The organism is Nocardia sp. NPDC050717 (assembly GCF_040654275.1).
Lineage (GTDB): Bacteria > Actinomycetota > Actinomycetes > Mycobacteriales > Mycobacteriaceae > Nocardia.
Map to the genome: position 1 here is coordinate 59,728 of NZ_JBFAHR010000015.1, position 17,795 is coordinate 77,522.

The following is a 17,795-nucleotide window of genomic DNA, read 5'->3' on the forward strand; positions in this document are numbered from 1 at the left end:
CCATAGTGTGTCCCACCACGCACAGGCCGCGAGGAGCGAGGCGCATGATCTACGGCAAGCCCGGATCGGACACCGGCATAGTCAGCTATGCCGCCCGATACGACAACTTCATCGGTGGCGACTGGGTCGCGCCGATCGAAGGCCGTTATTTCGACAACACCTCCCCCGTCGACGGCGAAACCTTCTGCGCGGTGGCCGGTTCCACCGCCGCCGACATCGAGCTGGCGGTGGAGGCCGCCCAGCGGGCCGCCGACAGCTGGGCCGCGACACCCGTCGCCGCGCGGGCAGGCATCCTCACCACGATCGCCGACCGGATCGAGAACAGCATCGAGCCGCTGGCCGTCGCGGAGACCTGGGACAACGGCAAGCCGGTGCGCGAGACCCTGCACGCGGACCTGCCGCTGGCGGTCGACCAGTTCCGCTGCTTCGCCGGCGTCCTGCGGGCCCAGGAGGGCGCGATCGCGCCGCTCGACCTCGACACCGTGTCGTATCACTTCCACAGCCCGCTGGGGGTGATCGGACAGCGGGCAGGCTGGGACTTCCCGATCCTGTCCGCGGCCGCGCTGCTCGCGCCCGCCCTGGCCGCGGGCAACTGCGTGGTGCTCGTCCCGGCCCAGCAGACGCCCGCCTCGCTGCTGCTGGTGGTCGAGCTGATCGCCGACCTGCTGCCGCCCGGCGTGCTCAATGTGGTGAACGGGCGCACCGCGCAGGTGCTCGCCCCGTTGACCGGGCATCCGGGACTGGCCAAGGTCGACATCCCCGACCCGGGCGGCAAGAGTCCCAACGTCTTCCTGCCCGATGTCACGGCCACCGACGACGCCTACCTCGCCAAAGCCGTCGAGGGTTTCGTCACGTTCGCCGTGAACCAGGGCGAGGTGTGCACGTGTCCGTCACGCGCGCTGATCCATTCGTCGATCTATGACGAGTTCCTCGCCCGCTGCCTCGCCCGCACCGAGGCCATCGTGTCCGGTCATCCGCTCGACACCGAGACGATGATCGGGGCGCAGGCCGGCAACGACCAGTACGAGAGGATCCTGTCCTACCTCGACATCGGCAGAGCCGAAGGCGCCCGCGTGCTCACTGGAGGGGAAGCACGTAAGGTCGACGGCCTGCCCGGTGGGTATTTCATCGAACCCACCGTATTCGAGGGCGAGAACACGATGCGGATCTTCCGCGAGGAGATCCTGGGACCCGTTGTCGCCGTCACCCGTTACGACACGATGGACGAGGCGATCCGCCTCGCCAACGACACCCGTCACGGTCTCGGTGCGGGCGTGTGGACCCGCGACATCGCCACCGCCCACCGGCTGGCCCGCGAGATCGACGCGGGCCGGATCTTCACCAACTGCTACGACCCCTACCCCGCGCGCGCCGTCAGGGAGAATCACGCCATGTTGCTCGGGCACTACCAGCGGACCAAGAAGGTACTGGTCAGCCATTCGCCGACGAACCCCGGGATGCGCTGATGCAGAACCGGATCCATCGCGTGGAGATCACCGAACGCGCGCAGACCCTGCTGCGCAGGCTGATCGAGGACAACGGCCCGGTGCTGTTCCGCCAGTCCGGCGGCAGCGGCGAGCGCGAGGTCGCGCCGGTCTGCCTGTCGGCCAAGGAGTTCCCGATCGAGAAGGCCGACGTGCTGCTCGGCAGGCTCACCTGGCACACCGAATTCTGGATCAGCCCCGCGCAGTTCGAACAGTGGAAGGACACCCATCTCACCGTCGACGCGGTGCGCGGCCAGGCCGACGAGCAGTCGCTCGAGGCGGGCCACGGCATGCGTTTCGTGCTGCGCGCGCGGCAGCTGACACCGGCGGAGAACGCGGCGCTGGCCGCGGCCCCGCCCCCACGGACCGGCGCCGACCGCACGTTGTAGCGGCGCGTGGAGACCTGACCTGGCCGGATCTTTCCCGGAGCGGCCAGGACACGGCGAGCCCCCGCCGACTGGGCCATCGCGGCTCAGCCGGCGGGGCGAGCTCGCCGCTTTTCCGTGTCCGCGCCGCCCTAGCAAATGTGTTCGGCGACAATCCAAATCGCGTCTCGCTCACCGAGACAGGCGCGACAACAGTGCAACGATTCCGTTACGTTATGGCGATGTTCTTAGCGAGACTCGGTGTTCGTACCCGGATTCTGGCGATCGCTCTCATTCCCAGCGTGACGCTGGTGGCGGTCGGTGTCGGCACGGCGGGATACCTGGTCAATGAGAGCAATACCGCCAAGGAATGGGCGTCCGCCCTCCAAGGTGCCGTGGCGCCCACCCAGGATCTCATCGAGGCCATCCAGTCCGAGCGCCACCTGACGCTGTCGCTGGTCGCCGGCGACACCACCACGCTGCCCGGTCTCGCCGCCGCTCGCGCACGCACGGACAGCGCGCTCGACGCGCTCAACGCCGTCGTGCAGAACCTGCGCGACGTCGACAGCACCGATCTCGGCGACGATCAGGCCGAGCACGAGCTGCTCCGGACCAACCTCACCGGCATGCGGGCAGGCGCCGACGCGGGCATGCTCCCCGCCGAGCAGGCGTACATGTTCTTCAACGTCGTGATCGACAGCTTCCTCGCCGGCACCAAGCTGGTGCTCACCGAGGCGCCGAACGCGATCGTGGCCGGCGGCGTCAGCGAGGGCATGAAGCTGCTCGCCGGCATCGAGGCGATGTCGCGCAGCAACGCCCTCGGCGCGGCCCTCGTCGCCGCCGACGGCGCCTTCGCGGTGCCCCTCGACGAGTACATCCGCCAGACCGGTTTCTACCGCATCGAACTCACCCAGCTCATCCCCGAACTCACCGCCGGGGAGCGGGAGGTGCTGCAGTCGCTGACCGCCTCGCCGCAGTGGCAGCAGCTCGCGGCCATGGAGAGCGCGATCATCGCCCGCTACGCCAAGCCGGCGAGCACCTCGACGAGCAGCTCCCGGCAGGCCGCGCCGGAACCACTGCCGATGACCTCCGCCGAATGGCAGAGCGCGCTGGGTGCCGTCGATCAGGCCCTGCTCGACCTCTACTCGACCCACAACCGCTACGTCCAGGGTCTGGCCGCCGATTCCTCGCGCCAGTCCGAGGGTTTCGCGTGGGCGGCGGGCGGCGGCGTGCTCGGGCTCACCGGCATCGTGCTCCTGGTCGCGGTGATCCTGGCCAACCGGATCATCCGCAGGCTGCGCAGGCTGCGTACCGAAACCCTCGCGCTCGCCGACGAACAGCTGCCGTCCACCATGCGCGCGCTGCGCGACGGTGTCGACGTGGATCCCGCCCAGATCACCCCGACGCTGGACTTCGGCCGCGACGAGATCGGTCAGGTGGCGGACGCGTTCGAGCACGCCGCCGCGGCCGCGCTGCGCGCCGCCGTCGACGAGGCCCGCACCAGGGAGGGTGTGCGCGCGGTGTTCCTCAACATCGCCCACCGCAGTCAGATCGTCGTGCACCGCCAGCTCGAGATCCTCGACGAAGCCGAACGGCGGCAAGAGGATCCGGCCCTGCTCGAGACCCTGTTCCGGCTCGATCACCTCGCCACCCGCGAGCGCCGCAACGCCGAGAACCTCATCATCCTCGGCGGCGGCCGCCCCGGACGGCAGTGGCGCAAGCCGGTCCCGGTGATGGACGTCGTGCGCAGCGCCATCGGCGAGACGCTCGACTACGCCAGGGTGCGCGTCACCAAGCTGCCCGAGGTGAGCGTCGTCGGGACCGTCGTGGCCGACCTCGTGCACCTGCTCGCCGAGCTCGTCGACAACGCCACCGCGTTCTCCCCGCCGCAGTCGCGGGTGGAGGCGGGCGGCAACGTCGTCGGCAAGGGCGTGGTCATCGAGATCACCGACCAGGGCATGGGGATGAACCCCGAGGACATGGAGCGCTTCAACGCGATGCTGGCGGATCCGCCGGACTTCGGCGTCGGCACGCTGTCCTCGGACTCGCGCCTCGGCCTGTTCGTGGTCGCCCGCCTGGCCACCACGCACGGCGTCTCGGTGCGCCTGAGCGAATCCGACTACGGCGGCGTGCGGGCCATCGTCCTGGTGCCCACCGCGCTGCTCGCCGACGGCGCCGACGACATGCCGAGCTCGCCGCCCGCGCTGTCCTCCGCGCAGCGCCGCGGCCTGCCCTCGCCCGTGGTCACCGGACCGCTGACGGCGGTCGAGCCGACCCAGGCCCCGGCCCCGGTGGCCACCCTGGTCGCCGAGCCGCCCGCGCCGGTGGTACCCGAGTTCCCCCCGGTACCCGAATTCCCCACGGCAGCGGAAGTTCCGGCCGCGCCGCAGATCCCGGCGGCGCCGCCACGCAACGAGGACCGGCCCGCCCTGCCCCGCCGCCAGCGCCAGACCAACCTGGTGCCCGAGCTCACCGAGGAGCCCGCGGCCGAGGCCGCCGCCGCCACCCCGGAGCGGCCGCGCTCGCCCGAGCAGGCCCGCGACATCATGTCGGCGATCGAGAACGGCACCCGGCAGGGTCGCAAACCACTGAGCAATTCGAATCAGGAACAGGAAGGCTGAGGTGAACTCTTCCCCAGGTGATCTCAACTGGCTGCTCGACGATCTCGTCGACCGGCTGGCCGGGGTCCGCTACGCGGTCGTGCTGTCCACCGACGGGCTGCTGCTCGGACGTTCCTCGCAGATGAAGCGTGAGGACGCCGAGCACTTCGCCGCGATGTCGTCGACCCTCTACGGGCTGGCGCGCAGCGCGGGCAGCCGCTTCGACGGCGGCGGCGTGCGACAGGCGGTGATCGAGCTCGACCGCGCGGTCCTGTTCGTCACCTCGGCGGGCGACAACGCCTGCCTGGCCCTGCAGGCGAACGAGTCGGCCAATCTCGGCATGGTCGCCTACGAAATGAATCTCACCGTGCAGCGGGTCGGCAGCTACCTGTCGACCGAACCGCGGCACGGCCTTGCGGAGCTATAGGAAGCGTCACCATGACTCGACTCGGCGATCCGTGGTTCGACGACGCGGCCGGACCCCTGGTCCGGCCGTACGCGGTGACCCGCGGCCGCACCATGGGTGCGGCGCACGACCTGGACATGCTCACGGTGGTGGTGGCCGTGCACCCCGCCCCCACCCTGCGCAGGCCCGAACCCGAGTACGCGACGATCGCACGGCTGTGCAAGCGTCCGCAGTCGGTGGCCGAGGTCTCGGCCGTGCTGAAACTTCCTCTGGCGGTGACCAAGATCCTCGTCGGTGATCTCATCGGCGAGGGCCACCTCATCTTCCGGGCTCCGGTGGCGGCCGAGGCCGGCGCGGGAGACCTCAACGTATTGCGAGCGGTTCTGGATGGCATCCGAAAACTTTGACCCCACAGCATCGGGCGGGCAGCACCTGGCCGCCTCGGTGAAGATCCTCATCGCCGGCGGCTTCGGCGTCGGCAAGACCACGATGGTCTCCTCGATCAGCGAGATCGCGCCCCTGCGCACCGAGGAGCTGATCACCGAGGTCAGCACCGGCGTCGACGATCTGTCGGGGGTGGAGCAGAAGTCGACCACCACGGTGGCGCTGGACTTCGGCCGCATCACCATCGATCGCGATCTGGTGCTCTACCTGTTCGGCACGCCGGGCCAGGACCGGTTCTGGTTCCTCTGGGACGAGCTGTGCCGCGGCGCGCTCGGCGCGATCGTGCTCGCCGACACCCGGCGGCTGAGCAATTCCTTCGCCGCCGTGGACTTCTTCGAGCGGCGCGGGCTCCCGTTCCTGATCGCGGTGAACTGCTTCGAGGGTGCCCCGCGCTACACCGTCGACGAGGTGCGCGACGCGCTCGATCTGGACCCCAACACGCCGGTGATGCTGTGCGACGCGCGTGATCGCCCGTCGGCCAAGGCGGTGCTGACCCACCTGGTCGAGTACCTGATCGAGCGCGCGACCCGGACCCCGGTGACCACCTAGGACATCGCTTACGCCGAAACGGCACCGGTGCCATCTGGAACGAGTAATAATCCGGAACGTGTCCATGCAGGGCACCTCCTGAGCCGGGTCGGGGTCACCCTTCGGCGCGGTGCGCGATCAGGTCGTCGACGACGTGATCCACCCTCGTGAAAGGAATCCCCGTGCCCGAGGAACACCCACCCATCGCGGAAGCCGAGACCGAGTCCGGCGCGAGCGGTTGTCCCGTCACCGGCAGGCGGCCGTTCGCCTCGGCCGACGCCAGGGGCAGCAACCGCGACTGGTGGCCGCATCAGCTGAATCTGACGATCCTGCAGAAGAATCCACCCGCGGGGAACCCGATGGGCCCGGACTTCGACTACGCGGCGGAGTTCGCGACGCTGGATCTCGCGGCGGTCAAGCGTGACATCGAGCAGGTCATGACGACCTCGCAGCCGTGGTGGCCCGCCGACTTCGGCCACTACGGCCCGTTCTTCATCCGGATGGCATGGCATTCGGCGGGCACCTACCGCGTCGGCGACGGCCGCGGCGGCGCCGGTTCGGGGATGCAGCGCTTCGCACCGCTGAACAGCTGGCCCGACAACGCCAGTCTGGACAAGGCGCGCCGGCTGCTGTGGCCGGTGAAGAAGAAGTACGGCCGCAAGCTCTCCTGGGCCGACCTCATCGTCTACGCGGGCAACGTCGCGCTCGAGTCGATGGGCTTTCCCACCTTCGGCTTCGGCGGCGGCCGGGTGGACGCCTGGGAACCCGAGGAGGACGTGTACTGGGGTCCCGAGCAGACCTGGCTCGGCGACGAGCGCTACTCCGGCGAACGGACCCTCGAGCGGCCGCTCGCCGCGGTCCAGATGGGTCTGATCTACGTCAATCCCGAAGGGCCCAACGGTCATCCGGATCCGGTCCTGGCCGCGATCGACATCCGCGAGACCTTCGCCCGGATGGCCATGAACGACGAGGAGACCGCGGCGCTGATCGTCGGCGGCCACACCTTCGGCAAGACCCACGGCGCCGGTCCGGCCGACCTGGTCGGCCCGGAACCCGAGGCCGCCCCGCTCGAGCGGCAGGGCCTGGGATGGCACAGCGCCCACGGCACCGGCTCCGGCCGGGACGCGATCACCAGTGGCCTGGAAGGCATCTGGAACAGCACCCCCATCACCTGGGACAACAACTTCCTCGAAACCCTCTACGGCTACGAGTGGGAACTCACGAAGAGTCCCGCGGGCGCCAACCAGTGGATCCCCAAGGACGGCGCCGGCGCGGGCACGGTGCCCGATCCGTTCGACCCCGCCGTCAAGCGCACGCCCGTCATGCTGACCACCGATCTGTCGATGCGCATGGACCCCGCCTACGAGCGCATCACCCGTCGCTGGCTCGAGCACCCCGACGAGCTCACCGACGCGTTCGCGCGGGCCTGGTACAAGCTCACCCACCGCGACATGGGCCCGGTGGCGCGCTACCTCGGTCCGCTCGTCCCGCAGGAGGAACTGCTCTGGCAGGACCCGGTCCCCGCGCACACCGGTCCGCTGGTGAGCGACACCGAGATCGCCATGCTGAAGAGCCACATCCAGGCCTCGGGGCTGAGCGTCGCGCAGCTGGTGTCCACGGCGTGGGCGGCGGCGTCCTCGTTCCGCGGCAGCGACAAGCGCGGCGGCGCCAACGGCGGCCGGATCCGGCTGCAGCCGCAGGCCGGCTGGGAGGTCAACCAGCCCGACGAACTGGCGCAGGTCGTCCACACGCTCGAGACCATCCAGGCGAGCTTCAATGCCGAAGGCGGCTCCCAGATCTCCTTCGCCGACCTCGTGGTCCTCGGCGGCGCCGTCGGCGTCGAGCAGGCGGCCCAGGCGGCGGGCCACGACGTGCGCGTGCCGTTCACGCCGGGTCGCACCGATGCCACCCAGGAGCAGACCGACGTCGAGTCGTTCGCGGCGATGGAGCCGACGGCCGACGGGTTCCGCAACTATCTCGCCAAGGATCAGCAGATCCCGGCCGAGTACCTGCTCGTCGACAGGGCGAACCTGCTCACCCTCAGCGCGCCCGAGATGACGGTGCTGGTCGGCGGGCTGCGGGTGCTCGGCGCGAACCACCAGCAGTCGCCGGTGGGTGTGTTCACCGCGACGCCGGGCGCGCTCACCAACGACTACTTCGTCAACCTGCTCGACATGGGCACCGAGTGGGCGCCCTCGGCCGCGGACGAGAACCTCTACGAGGGCCGCGATCGTGACACGGGCGCGGTGACCTGGACCGGCAGCCGCGCCGACCTCGTGTTCGGCTCGAACTCGCAGCTGCGCGCCCTGGCCGAGGCGTACGCCACCGACGACGCCGGGGAGAAGTTCGTGCACGACTTCGTCGCCGCCTGGACCAAGGTGAGCGAGCTGGATCGCTTCGATCTGGTGTGATCCCCACACGACGACACCCCGCGATCGGCGCGATCGCGGGGTGTCGTTCGTGATGGGCGGGTGAACTCAGGCTTCGCGTTCGGCGATCTCGGCCAGCCGGTCCACCGAGGCCAGCAGTTTGTCGGAAGTGGTGGCCCTGGCCCGCACCTCACGCTTCTCGTCGTGCAGCTGGGTCCAGTCGTAGGTGTGGGTCACCCGCGCCGTGCGCTCGTCGATCGGCTCGACCTCCCACCGCCACAGATGACCGGGCGGGGTCTGGCCGGGCTCGGACGGATTCCACGCGATGCGGCGGCCCTCCTCGAACTCGACGATGTGGTTGTCGCGGTCGGCGCCGTTGGTGAGGGTCGTGGTGAACACCGCGCCCACGGCGCGGACTCGCTGACCCGGCTTCGCCTGCGCCAGATTGTCGTTGCCGTCCCAGCGCGGCTGCTGGGCGGGATCGGCGATCAGCTCGAAGATCGTGGCGGCACTCGCCGCGACGTCGCGGGTGGCGTGGACGATGCGGGGCGCGTCGGAGGTTTCGGTCACGGGCCGATCGAACCAGCGGCGCGCCGCCCCGGCAAGCCTTCCGCTCGAGCGCGCGACGAACTCGTTTGACCGTGCCGTGCCCCTCGCCCTCGCGCCGCGGGAGCGGCCTTCCTCGGCATATGCGCCGAAGTAGTGAGCTCCTCTAACGTTGCGGGGTGCTTGGACATTCACATGCGACGAGTGGGGCGCTGGCCTGGGCGGGAACCGCCGCGGCGCTCCCCCTCACGGTCGCCGCGTTTCCCCTGTTCGACAGCGACACAACCCGATTCGGGATCGCCGAATTGATCATGGGGACGCTGCTCACCGCGGGCGCGGCGCTGCTGCCGGACGCGGATCATCCGAGCGGGACCATCTCGCATGTGCTCGGCCCGGTGTCACATCACCTGTGCCGGTTGATCTCCTGGGCCTCGGGCGGGCACCGCCACGGCACCCACTCGCTGCTGTTCGTGATCGTCGCGATCGCCGCCACCTGGGCGGGCGAGCACTATCTGGGCAGGCCGTTCACCCTGGCCCTCGTCTTCTTCCTGCTCGCGCTGGCGGTGCGGTCGCTGCACCTGTGCCCGCCGGGCAAGAGCCTGCGCACGTACGGGACGGTCATCGTGCTGGCCACGGCGGGCACCTTCGCGGTGGACCACTGGATCGTGGACCGGCCCGCGTGGCTGCCCATCTGCGTCGGCCTGGGCTGTCTGGCGCATCTGCTCGGCGACTGCCTCACCGACCGCGGGGTGCGGCTGCTGTGGCCGTTCCCGCTGCGCACGCGGGTGCCGTTGATCGACCGGACCGGTAACCGGGTCGAAACCTGGGTCATCTCGCCGCTTTTCGTGCTGGGCACGCTCGGCGCGCTGTGGTACGCGATCGTCCATCAACCCTGATTTCCCGACCGAGGACGGCGGGCCTCTCCCCCGCCGTCCTTCGCCTTCTTTTCCCTCGGTTTCCTGTCCAATCGCATTGATAGACAGATGCGCATATCGCCGTAATGCCATGCCGTTTGTGACGATGCCCCGTGCGCAGCGGACTTCCTCGTGAGTCGGCACCCACTCCGCGCATTTTTCAGTGCACAGTTGTACTCTCAATTCCGTGAGCGAGCAGATCCCCCAGTCCCAGGCCGAAGTACAGGCACTCACGCGGCTGGCGGGCGACGAGTTCCTCGGCGCCGTCGACGGGATCGCCGCGATCCACCGCGCCATCTCCGACCGGGTGTTCGCGGCCGTGCGCATCGGCGTAGGACCCGCCGCGGCGCCGGTGAAGGCCGTGCACGACGCCATCACCGCCGGCGTGTACGCCGCCGTCGGCGGGACCGGCTTCGTCGTGAGCGAGGTCGCGGGAGCCGTGCAACTCCCCCAGCTGCCCGCACCCTCGCGCACGGTGTGGGGCGCGGGCGCGCTGGCCGCCCTGCAGGGCCTGATCGGCGACGAACTCGAGGACGAGGCCCCGATCCTGGCCTCCCCCATGACCTTCCGCGTCGACGGCGCCCCGGTCCCGCCCGAGCAGCTGGCCGCGCACTTCGCGGTGCCGACCTCCCGGCTCGTCGTCCACGTCCACGGGCTGGTGGAGACCGAACACGCCTGGCGGCTCGGCGGCCGCCCCGCCTATGGCGAGCGCCTGGATCTCGACCTCGGCTACACCCCCCTCTTCGTCCGGTACAACACCGGGCTGCACATCTCCGAGAACGCGGCGCTGCTCAGCGCGCTGCTGGCCCGCCTGGTGGCGGCCTGGCCGCTGCCGGTCCATCAGATCTGCCTGCTCGGCCATTCGATGGGCGGGCTGGTCGCGCGCAGCGCCTGCCATCAGGCCGACGAGGCGGGCGAGGCGTGGGTGCGCGCGGTCCGCCAGGTCGTCTGCCTCGGTTCACCGCACCTGGGCGCCCCGCTGGAACAGGCCGCGCACTATGCCGCCGCCGCGTTCGACCGGCTGCCGGAGACCCGGCCGCTGGCCACCCTGCTGCGCAGGCGCAGCGCAGGCATCCGCGACCTGCGGCAGGGCTCGCTGGTCGACGACGACTGGCGCGACCTCGACGTCGACACCCTGCGCGCGCGGGCGATCCGCGAGGTGCCGCTGCTGGCCGGCACCGAGCACTATTTCGTCACCGCCACCGTCACCCGCAGCGCCCGCCACCCGCTCGGGCGGATCATCGGCGACGGCCTGGTCCTCACCGGCAGCGGGTCGGGCCGGGGGCGGACCCGGCGGATCGGGATGGGCGGCGTCGACGGCCTGCACGTCCCCGCGGCACACCATTTCAGCCTGCTCAATCACGAGGCGGTCTATCGCGCCCTGTACGGCTGGCTGACGAGCACGCCCCGCAGGGCGGTCGGGGTGGATACGCTGTCGCCATGACTCTCGACCACGGCGATCCCGGCGACGCACCCGCCATCCCGCTGCCGCTGACCCCCTTGGCCAACGAGGCGCGCCCGTCGGCGGCCGAGGAGGCCAGAACGATTGCGGCGGCGACCAATACGGGCACGCTGGCCAGCCTCACGGCCGACGGCGCGCCGTGGGCCTCGTTCATCACCTACGGCCTGCTCGACGGCGCGCCCGTGCTGAGCGTCTCGCGCCTGGCCGAGCACGGCCGCAATCTGGCCGCCGATCCGCGTGCCAGCATCGCGATCGTGACGCCCGACATACCCGCCGATCCGCTGGCGGGCACCCGGATCACGCTGGCGGGAGTGGTGGAGCAGCCGGTCGGCGCCGAGGCCGAGGCGGCGCGGGCCGCGCACCTGGCCGCGATCCCGGCCGCGAAGTACTACATCGATTACAGCGACTTCACCCTGTGGGTGCTGCGCGTCCAGCGGGTGCGGTGGGTCGGCGGCTACGGCCGGATGGACTCGGCCTCCGCCGAGCAGTACCTGGCCGCGAGCCCCGATCCGATCGTGCCGCAGGCCGCGCCCGGCATCGCGCACCTCAACGCCGATCACGCCGAGGCCCTGCTGGCCATGGCCCAGCACCTCGGCGGCTTCCCCGACGCCACCGCCGCCGCCTGCGAGCGGGCCGACCGCTACGGTCTCGAGCTCCGGGTGGAGACCCCGCGTGGGGTGGCCCGCACACGGGTCGGCTACGCGCGGCCGCTCACCGAGATCGGTGAGTTGCGCTCGGCGACGGTCGAACTGGCCCGCCGGGCGCGCGCGGCGGGCTGATCCGGCGGCGCGGCGGGCGACTCGGCGAGTGGGTCCGGCTCAGTTCCAGAGGGCGGCCACCGCGACATTGACGATCGCGAGGCCGCCCGCGGCGTCGGTCATCCAGTCGATCTGCTTGCCGCGCTTGGCGTCGGCCCTGCCCATCTCGGCCAGCGCGGTGACGGCCACCGAGATCGCGAGCTTCACCGCGAGCTTGGTCGTGTCGGGTTCCTTGTCGAGCGACTCGACGCCCGAGGCCAGGCCGGCGAGGATCACGCCGGTGATCAGCTGCGCCCGCGCGCCCCACACCATCAGCTCGGAGACGACGGGCCGGGAGGCGACGAAGCCACCGACGAGGGCGGCCATGCCGAGCAGGTGGGTGACAACCACCAGGTCGTAAACGAATTCCATGAACGCCGAGCGTAGTTCACGCGAAAACGGCCGGTGCCCGAAGACACCGGCCGATTCCCGACGAACAATTCCGTGCGATCAGACGACCGGTTCTTCGAGCAGATGCGAATCCTTGCGCACGCCGAAGGCGGTGATGATCTCCATGATCCCGATGACGATCAGCCAGATGCCCGCCACCACCACCAGGGTCGCGATGGAGCTGATCGGCCACACGATCAGGACCACGCCCGCGATCGCGCTGATGACGCCGTAGAAGATCTGCCAGCCGCGGCCGGGAACGCCGGACTCGGCGAGTGCCGCGAACAAGACGGCCACGCCGCGGAACAGCCAGCTGATGCCGATGAACAAGCCGAGCAACACGATCGAGGTGAAGTCGTCGCGGAAGCAGAACACACCGATGATCAGCGACAGCACACCGCTGATGAAGGACAGCACCCGGAAGCTGGTGCTCGGTAGATGGGTGAAGGCGGTGACCAATTGGAAAATGCCACTGACCACCATGTAGATGCCGAACAGAATGCCCGCGACCAACAGGGACGGACCGGGCCACACCAGCATGATGATGCCGAGGATCACCGCGAGGAGGCCGGTGACGAGAATCGTTTGCCAGGTTTTCTTGGCAAGAGCCGCAAATGGGCTCTCCAACACGGTATTTGTCGTCATGACGTGATGTTATGCCGATCCACTCTCGTTTTCCGTAGATTAGCTGGGGCCGATGCCGTGTCGCGACTGTCCAGGCCGCCGCGACCATGCCGTCACCGGCCCGCTCGTGACCACCGCCACGTCGTTGCCCGCGCGAACGTTTGACGCCCCGGGGTCTCGGGTAGCTCATGGAAGTGTCGGTTGTACTCGTGCTGCAAGCTCGGGGCCTCGGTGATCTGCTCGCCGCGGTCCCGGCTCTGCGTGCCCTGCGTCGGGCCGAGCCGCGCAGCAAGATCGTGCTGGCGGCGCCGCATCGATTGGAACAGATCGTCGACCTGATCTCCTCGGTCGACGAGCTGGTTCCCACCGCCGACCCGGCGGCCCTGATCTGGGACGGACCGGCGCCCGAACTGGCGGTGAACCTGCACGGCGCGGACAGCGCGAGCGCGCGAGCGCTCGCCGACACCGGCGCCGACCGGATCATCGGCCACCGCTCCCCCGCGTTGCCCAAGCTCGCCGGGCCCCGCTGGGACCCGGAGGCGCACGTCGTGGACCGGTGGTGCCAGCTGCTCGAGTCCGAAGGGATCGTGGCCGACCGCCGCAATCTCGGGCTGGTGCCGCCGGTGGCCTCGCTCAGCCGGCGCGACTGCGTGGTCGTGCACATCGGCGCGGGCGCGCCCGCGCGCCGGTGGCCGCCGGAACGCTTCGCCGCGGTGGTGCGCCACCTTCTGGTCCTCGGCCGCGACGTGGTCCTCACCGGTGACCCGTTCGAACGCGAGATCGCTATGCAGGTGGCCGCCCAGGCCGGACTGCCCGACGGCCGGGTGCTGGCTGGCAGGCAGAACCTCACCGATCTGGCCGCCACGGTCGCGGAGGCGGCGCTGGTGATCAGCGGTGACACCGGCGTGGCCCACCTGGCGACGGCCTTCGGCACCCGCACCGTCCTGCTCTTCGGGCCTACGCCGCCACGGCGCGGTGGGCCCCCGGCGCATCTACTGGGCAGGCACGCGGTGCTGTGGGCCGGACAGGTCGGCGATCCCGACGGCCGGGTGCCGGATGCAGGCCTGCTGCGGATCGGGGTTCCCGAGGTCGTGGCCGCGGTCGACGCCCAGCTGGACAAGCAGGACTGGGCCGAGTCGACCAGGTCCCGCTACCGCCGGGTGGGCTGAGCCGGATCCGCACCGGCCGCGTCGCGCAAGCGCGCGGCATGTGCGGCCAGCGCGCTGGGCCGGAACTGGTCGAGATAGTCGCGGGCATCGGCCAGGCCGCGGGGGTCGAGGGAATACAGGTGCCGGTTGCCGTCGCGGCGCATGCTCACCAGATGCGCTTCCCGCAGGACCCGCAGGTGCTGCGACGCGGCGGAGCTGGTGATCCCCGTGGCGGCGGCGAGCTCGGCCACCGCGCGCGGGCCCTGCGGCAGGGCCTCGAAGATGGCGCGCCGGGTGGGGTCGGACAGGGCCGTGATGGCACGAACTCCGTTAGTGTCCACTGAATCAGTGTCCCCGGGAAGCAGCGATTCGGCAATGATCTTGTGAGCTGGGCAGATACCCCGGTCGCTCCCGGGAATTTCCGTTTTCGTTATGCCACTGTTATAGATCAACTGGCGTTATAGCGGTCCGTGATCACAGCCACATCGTTCGGTGTCGAGGTTACGACTTCGCTACGTTCGAGACATGTTCGTGACCAACCCGTTATCTGCTCGAGTCTCCGACGCCCTCGCCGGTCGTTGGGGAGGCGTTGTCGCGGGTGCGGTGGCTCTGTCCGCACTCGTGGGTACCTCCGCCGCCACCTTCGGTGAGCCCGAGACCCCGACCTCCGACACCACGATCTCCGCGAGCTCGGCCGACGCCATCCCCACGGGTCAGTCGCCGTACAACCTCACCGCCCACACCCCGACCGAGGCGCAGGGCCCGCAGGGCACCGCGCCCACTCCCCTGGAGGAGCACCGTGAGGCCGCGGCCTTCGCGCTGCCGCCGCTGCCCGCGATCGCGCCGCCTCCGCCGCCGCCGCGCCCGCACACCGTCCGACCGGTCAACGGACGGCTGACCTCCTACTTCGGCCCGCGCTGGGGCGCCGCGCACAACGGTATCGACTTCGGTGACCCGATCGGCGCGCCGGTCTTCGCCGTCACCGACGGTACCGTGATCGAGACCGGCCCGGCCTCCGGGTTCGGCCTGTGGGTCCGCATCCAGCAGGACGACGGCACCATCGGCGTGTACGGCCATGTGAACGAGATCCTGGTCGAGACCGGTCAGCACGTCAACGCCGGTGACGTCATCGCCACCGTCGGCAACCGTGGCCAGTCGACCGGCCCGCACCTGCACTACGAGGTGCACGTGCCGGACGGCTCCCTCTACGGCGCCCCGATCGATCCGCACCCGTGGCTGGCCGCGCGCGGTATCGACGTCGGCGTTCCGCAGGACTGATCCTCACGACACCCTGATCCGCGCCGCCCGCGCGATCAGGAAATCCCGAAGCCGCGCGACCGCGAGCGTCGGCCGATGGTCTCCCGAGACCAGGCCGATCTCGCGGTCGCGTTCGCCATCGATGGGCACCACCACGAGATCGGGATGCGGCTGCTCGGCCGCGGGCAGCAACGCCACCCCGAGCCCGAGCGCGACCAGTTCGCGCAGCGTCTCGAACTCGGTGATCTCGAAGGCCACGCGGGGTGTGAAACCCGCTGCGGCGCACCAGGTGTCGAGCAGGGCGCGCAGCTGGTAGCTGGGCGGGTTCGCGATGAACGACTCCCCGGCCAGGTCGGCGAGGTCGATCCTGGCGCGCCGGGCCAGCGGGTGGGTGCGGGCCACGTGCAGGTCGATGCGCTGCCTGCCCAGCGGCACCGTCGGCAGGTCGGCCGGCGGCGGGATCATCACCGCCAGGTCCAGCGTGCCCGCCCGAACCTGGTCGGCGAGCGCTTCGCCGTGCGCCTGCACCAGGTGCAGCCGGATCCGCGGCGCCCCGGTGTGAAACTGCGCCAGCAGCGTCGGAATGCTCACCGGTCCGAGGGTGAGCGGGAAGCCGAAGCGGACCAGACCGCTGTCGGGATCGGCGTCGGCCCGCACACGGCGCACGGCGTCGTCGAGCGCGCGCACCAGTCCCCGGGTGTGCGCGTAGAGCTCGCGGCCCTGCGGTGTCAGCGTCACGCCCCGGCCGATCGGCTGGAACAGCGCGACCCCGAGCGTCTGCTCGATCGTCTTGATCCGGCGGCTCAGCGAGGACTGCGGCACGCCGAGCCGCTGCGCCGCCCGGGTGAAGTGGCCCTCCTCGGCCGCCGCGTCGAACGCGGCCAGCAGCGGAGCCAGCGCCTGCGCGCCCACGTCGCCGTTCTCATCCATTTCCGGATCATATCCTCGGCGATTCCGTATTGGACGGATCACTTCCCGTGGCCTGACGATGGCAGGACACCAGCTCACGGGAGGTTCGACGATGACCGAGACCACGCCCCTGCACCCCGCCACCGGCGAGGACGTGCTCGATGCCGTCCTGATCGGCGGCGGCGTCATGTCCGCCACGCTCGGCGCGCTGCTCAGCACCCTCGCGCCCGACTGGTCCATCGCGCTGTTCGAACGGCTCGGCGAACCGGCCGCAGAGAGCAGCCATCCATGGAACAACGCCGGCACCGGCCATTCGGGGCTGTGCGAACTCAACTACATGCCCGACCCGCGGGACGGGACGCGCGCCGCAGGCATCGCCGCGCAGTTCGAACTCTCCCGGCGCTGCTGGGCGGCGCTGGCGGCACGCGGCGCGCTGACCGACCCGGGGACCTTCGTCCGTCCCACGCCGCACGTGACCGCGGTGTTCGGCGCGCGCGACATCGCCTACCTGCGGCAGCGCTACGCCACCCTGCGCGAGCAGCCGGGCTTCGCGGCGATGGAATACACCGAGGATCGCGCGGTGATCGCGCAGTGGGCGCCGCTGCTCGTGCGTGGCCGGGCCGACGGAGAGGAGATGGCGGCGACCCGGCATCTCGCCGGAACCGACGTCGATTTCGGTGCGCTCACCCGATCGCTGCTGGCGACGATGACCGCCGCGGGCAACGCGGTCCGGCTGCATCGCGAGATCACCGGCCTCACCAGAGACAGGGACGGCCTGTGGACGGTGCGCGGCCGAGACCTCGACAGCGGTAGGCGTTTTCGGGTCCGCACCCGGTTCGTCTTCGTCGGCGCCGGCGGCTACGCGCTGCGCCTGCTGCCGCGGGCCGGACTGCCGGAGGTCCGTGGGTACGGTGTGTTCCCGCTCGGCGCCCAGTTCCTGCGGACCGACAATCCGGCCGTCGTCGCCGAGCATCACGCCAAGGTCTACAGCCAGGCCGCGCTCGGGGCGCCGCCGATGTCGGTGCCGCACCTGGACCGGCGCGAGGTCGACGGCGCCGCGTCGCTGCTGTTCGGTCCGTACGCCACCTTCAGCACCCGGCTGTTGCGTCACGGCAAGCTCACCGACCTGTTCACCACCCTGCGCCCGCACAACATCGTGCCCTTGCTGTCGGTCGCCGTGCGCAACGTCGATCTGGTGCGGTATCTGATCAACGAGCTGCTGGCGTCGCGGCGGCGCAAGTTCGCCCAGCTGCGCCGCTTCTACCCGACTGCCGACCCGGCCGACTGGGAGCTGGTGCAGGCCGGGCAGCGCGCGCAGCTGGTGAAGCCGGACGGCAGAGGCGGTGGGGTGCTCGAATTCGGGACCGAACTGGTGACCGGCGCGAACGGGACCGTGGCCGGGCTGCTCGGCGCCTCGCCGGGCGCGTCGATCGCGCCGGCGATCATGCGCGAGCTGCTCGAGCGGTGTTTTCCCGCCCGCCGACACGAGTGGGCGCCCCTGCTCGCCGAGCTGCTGCCGTCCGACGTTGACACCGGATTGACCGCTTTGTAA

General features: G+C 70.5%; 18 protein-coding genes. 13 read left to right on the forward strand and 5 right to left on the reverse strand.

The genetic code is table 11. The annotated features are described in order from the left end of the window. Positions 1 to 44: 44 nt before the first annotated feature. The 7 genes from AB0H56_RS25910 to katG all read left to right on the forward strand — a co-directional run bounded on the left by AB0H56_RS25910 (position 45) and on the right by katG (position 8,238). Positions 45 to 1,466 carry an aldehyde dehydrogenase family protein gene (locus tag AB0H56_RS25910; protein ID WP_357167928.1) on the forward strand — a complete coding sequence of 474 codons (1,422 nt, stop codon included), beginning with the start codon at positions 45 to 47 and terminating at the stop codon, positions 1,464 to 1,466. Further along, positions 1,466 to 1,873 (forward strand): DUF779 domain-containing protein, encoded by a 408-nt coding sequence (locus AB0H56_RS25915; protein ID WP_357167930.1) that lies wholly within the window; start codon positions 1,466 to 1,468, stop codon positions 1,871 to 1,873. The genes AB0H56_RS25910 and AB0H56_RS25915 overlap by 1 nt, the downstream gene beginning before the upstream one ends. Before the next feature lie 278 nt (positions 1,874 to 2,151). Then, positions 2,152 to 4,470, forward strand: coding sequence for an ATP-binding protein (locus AB0H56_RS25920; RefSeq protein WP_357167932.1), 2,319 nt, complete (start codon positions 2,152 to 2,154; stop codon positions 4,468 to 4,470). Between the two features lies 1 nt (position 4,471). Beyond that, positions 4,472 to 4,876 carry a roadblock/LC7 domain-containing protein gene (locus tag AB0H56_RS25925; protein WP_110040626.1) on the forward strand — a complete coding sequence of 135 codons (405 nt, stop codon included), beginning with the start codon at positions 4,472 to 4,474 and terminating at the stop codon, positions 4,874 to 4,876. Between the two features lie 11 nt (positions 4,877 to 4,887). Beyond that, the gene (locus tag AB0H56_RS25930) at positions 4,888 to 5,262 is read left to right on the forward strand and encodes a DUF742 domain-containing protein (protein WP_110040625.1); all 375 of its coding nucleotides are present in this window, start codon (positions 4,888 to 4,890) and stop codon (positions 5,260 to 5,262) included. Further along, positions 5,243 to 5,848 carry an ATP/GTP-binding protein gene (locus AB0H56_RS25935; RefSeq protein ID WP_110040624.1) on the forward strand — a complete coding sequence of 202 codons (606 nt, stop codon included), beginning with the start codon at positions 5,243 to 5,245 and terminating at the stop codon, positions 5,846 to 5,848. The genes AB0H56_RS25930 and AB0H56_RS25935 overlap by 20 nt, the downstream gene beginning before the upstream one ends. A 161-nt stretch (positions 5,849 to 6,009) precedes the next feature. Further along, positions 6,010 to 8,238 (forward strand): catalase/peroxidase HPI, encoded by a 2,229-nt coding sequence (katG, locus tag AB0H56_RS25940; RefSeq protein WP_357167935.1) that lies wholly within the window; start codon positions 6,010 to 6,012, stop codon positions 8,236 to 8,238. Positions 8,239 to 8,304: 66 nt separating this feature from the next. Here the strand turns inward: katG and AB0H56_RS25945 are convergent, their stop codons facing one another. Then, a complete protein-coding gene (locus tag AB0H56_RS25945; RefSeq protein WP_357167937.1) occupies positions 8,305 to 8,766 on the reverse strand; it encodes an SRPBCC family protein in 462 nt (153 codons plus the stop codon). Positions 8,767 to 8,921: 155 nt separating this feature from the next. Between AB0H56_RS25945 and AB0H56_RS25950 the strand changes: the two genes are divergently transcribed. The 3 genes from AB0H56_RS25950 (at position 8,922) to AB0H56_RS25960 (ending at position 11,897) form a co-directional block, all read left to right on the forward strand. Next, the gene (locus tag AB0H56_RS25950) at positions 8,922 to 9,638 is read left to right on the forward strand and encodes a metal-dependent hydrolase (protein WP_232999160.1); all 717 of its coding nucleotides are present in this window, start codon (positions 8,922 to 8,924) and stop codon (positions 9,636 to 9,638) included. Between the two features lie 205 nt (positions 9,639 to 9,843). After that, positions 9,844 to 11,100: an alpha/beta fold hydrolase gene (locus tag AB0H56_RS25955; RefSeq protein WP_357167939.1), complete on the forward strand. Its 1,257-nt coding sequence runs from the start codon at positions 9,844 to 9,846 to the stop codon at positions 11,098 to 11,100. Next, complete coding sequence (locus AB0H56_RS25960) at positions 11,097 to 11,897, forward strand: DUF2470 domain-containing protein (RefSeq protein WP_357167941.1); 801 nt, start codon at positions 11,097 to 11,099, stop codon at positions 11,895 to 11,897. The genes AB0H56_RS25955 and AB0H56_RS25960 overlap by 4 nt, the downstream gene beginning before the upstream one ends. A 39-nt stretch (positions 11,898 to 11,936) precedes the next feature. On the opposite strand, the gene AB0H56_RS25965 is transcribed toward AB0H56_RS25960, so the two are convergent. Then, positions 11,937 to 12,287 (reverse strand): hypothetical protein, encoded by a 351-nt coding sequence (locus AB0H56_RS25965; RefSeq protein WP_357167943.1) that lies wholly within the window; start codon positions 12,285 to 12,287, stop codon positions 11,937 to 11,939. 78 nt (positions 12,288 to 12,365) lie between these two features. Then, positions 12,366 to 12,950, reverse strand: coding sequence for an HdeD family acid-resistance protein (locus AB0H56_RS25970; protein WP_357167944.1), 585 nt, complete (start codon positions 12,948 to 12,950; stop codon positions 12,366 to 12,368). 173 nt (positions 12,951 to 13,123) lie between these two features. Between AB0H56_RS25970 and AB0H56_RS25975 the strand changes: the two genes are divergently transcribed. Further along, entirely contained in the window at positions 13,124 to 14,098 is a 975-nt protein-coding gene (locus AB0H56_RS25975; protein ID WP_357167946.1) for a glycosyltransferase family 9 protein, read from the forward strand. Here AB0H56_RS25975 and AB0H56_RS25980 read toward each other — a convergent pair. Further along, positions 14,080 to 14,418 carry a metalloregulator ArsR/SmtB family transcription factor gene (locus tag AB0H56_RS25980; protein WP_357167948.1) on the reverse strand — a complete coding sequence of 113 codons (339 nt, stop codon included), beginning with the start codon at positions 14,416 to 14,418 and terminating at the stop codon, positions 14,080 to 14,082. The two genes, AB0H56_RS25975 and AB0H56_RS25980, sit on opposite strands and share 19 nt — an antisense overlap. 280 nt (positions 14,419 to 14,698) lie before the next feature. On the opposite strand from AB0H56_RS25980, the gene AB0H56_RS25985 reads away from it, so the two are divergent. Next, complete coding sequence (locus tag AB0H56_RS25985) at positions 14,699 to 15,355, forward strand: M23 family metallopeptidase (RefSeq protein ID WP_357167950.1); 657 nt, start codon at positions 14,699 to 14,701, stop codon at positions 15,353 to 15,355. Positions 15,356 to 15,358: 3 nt separating this feature from the next. Here the strand turns inward: AB0H56_RS25985 and AB0H56_RS25990 are convergent, their stop codons facing one another. Continuing rightward, positions 15,359 to 16,264 (reverse strand): LysR family transcriptional regulator, encoded by a 906-nt coding sequence (locus AB0H56_RS25990; protein WP_357167952.1) that lies wholly within the window; start codon positions 16,262 to 16,264, stop codon positions 15,359 to 15,361. A 91-nt stretch (positions 16,265 to 16,355) separates the two neighbouring features. Between AB0H56_RS25990 and mqo the strand changes: the two genes are divergently transcribed. Then, a complete protein-coding gene (gene mqo / locus AB0H56_RS25995) occupies positions 16,356 to 17,795 on the forward strand; it encodes a malate dehydrogenase (quinone) (protein WP_357167954.1) in 1,440 nt (479 codons plus the stop codon).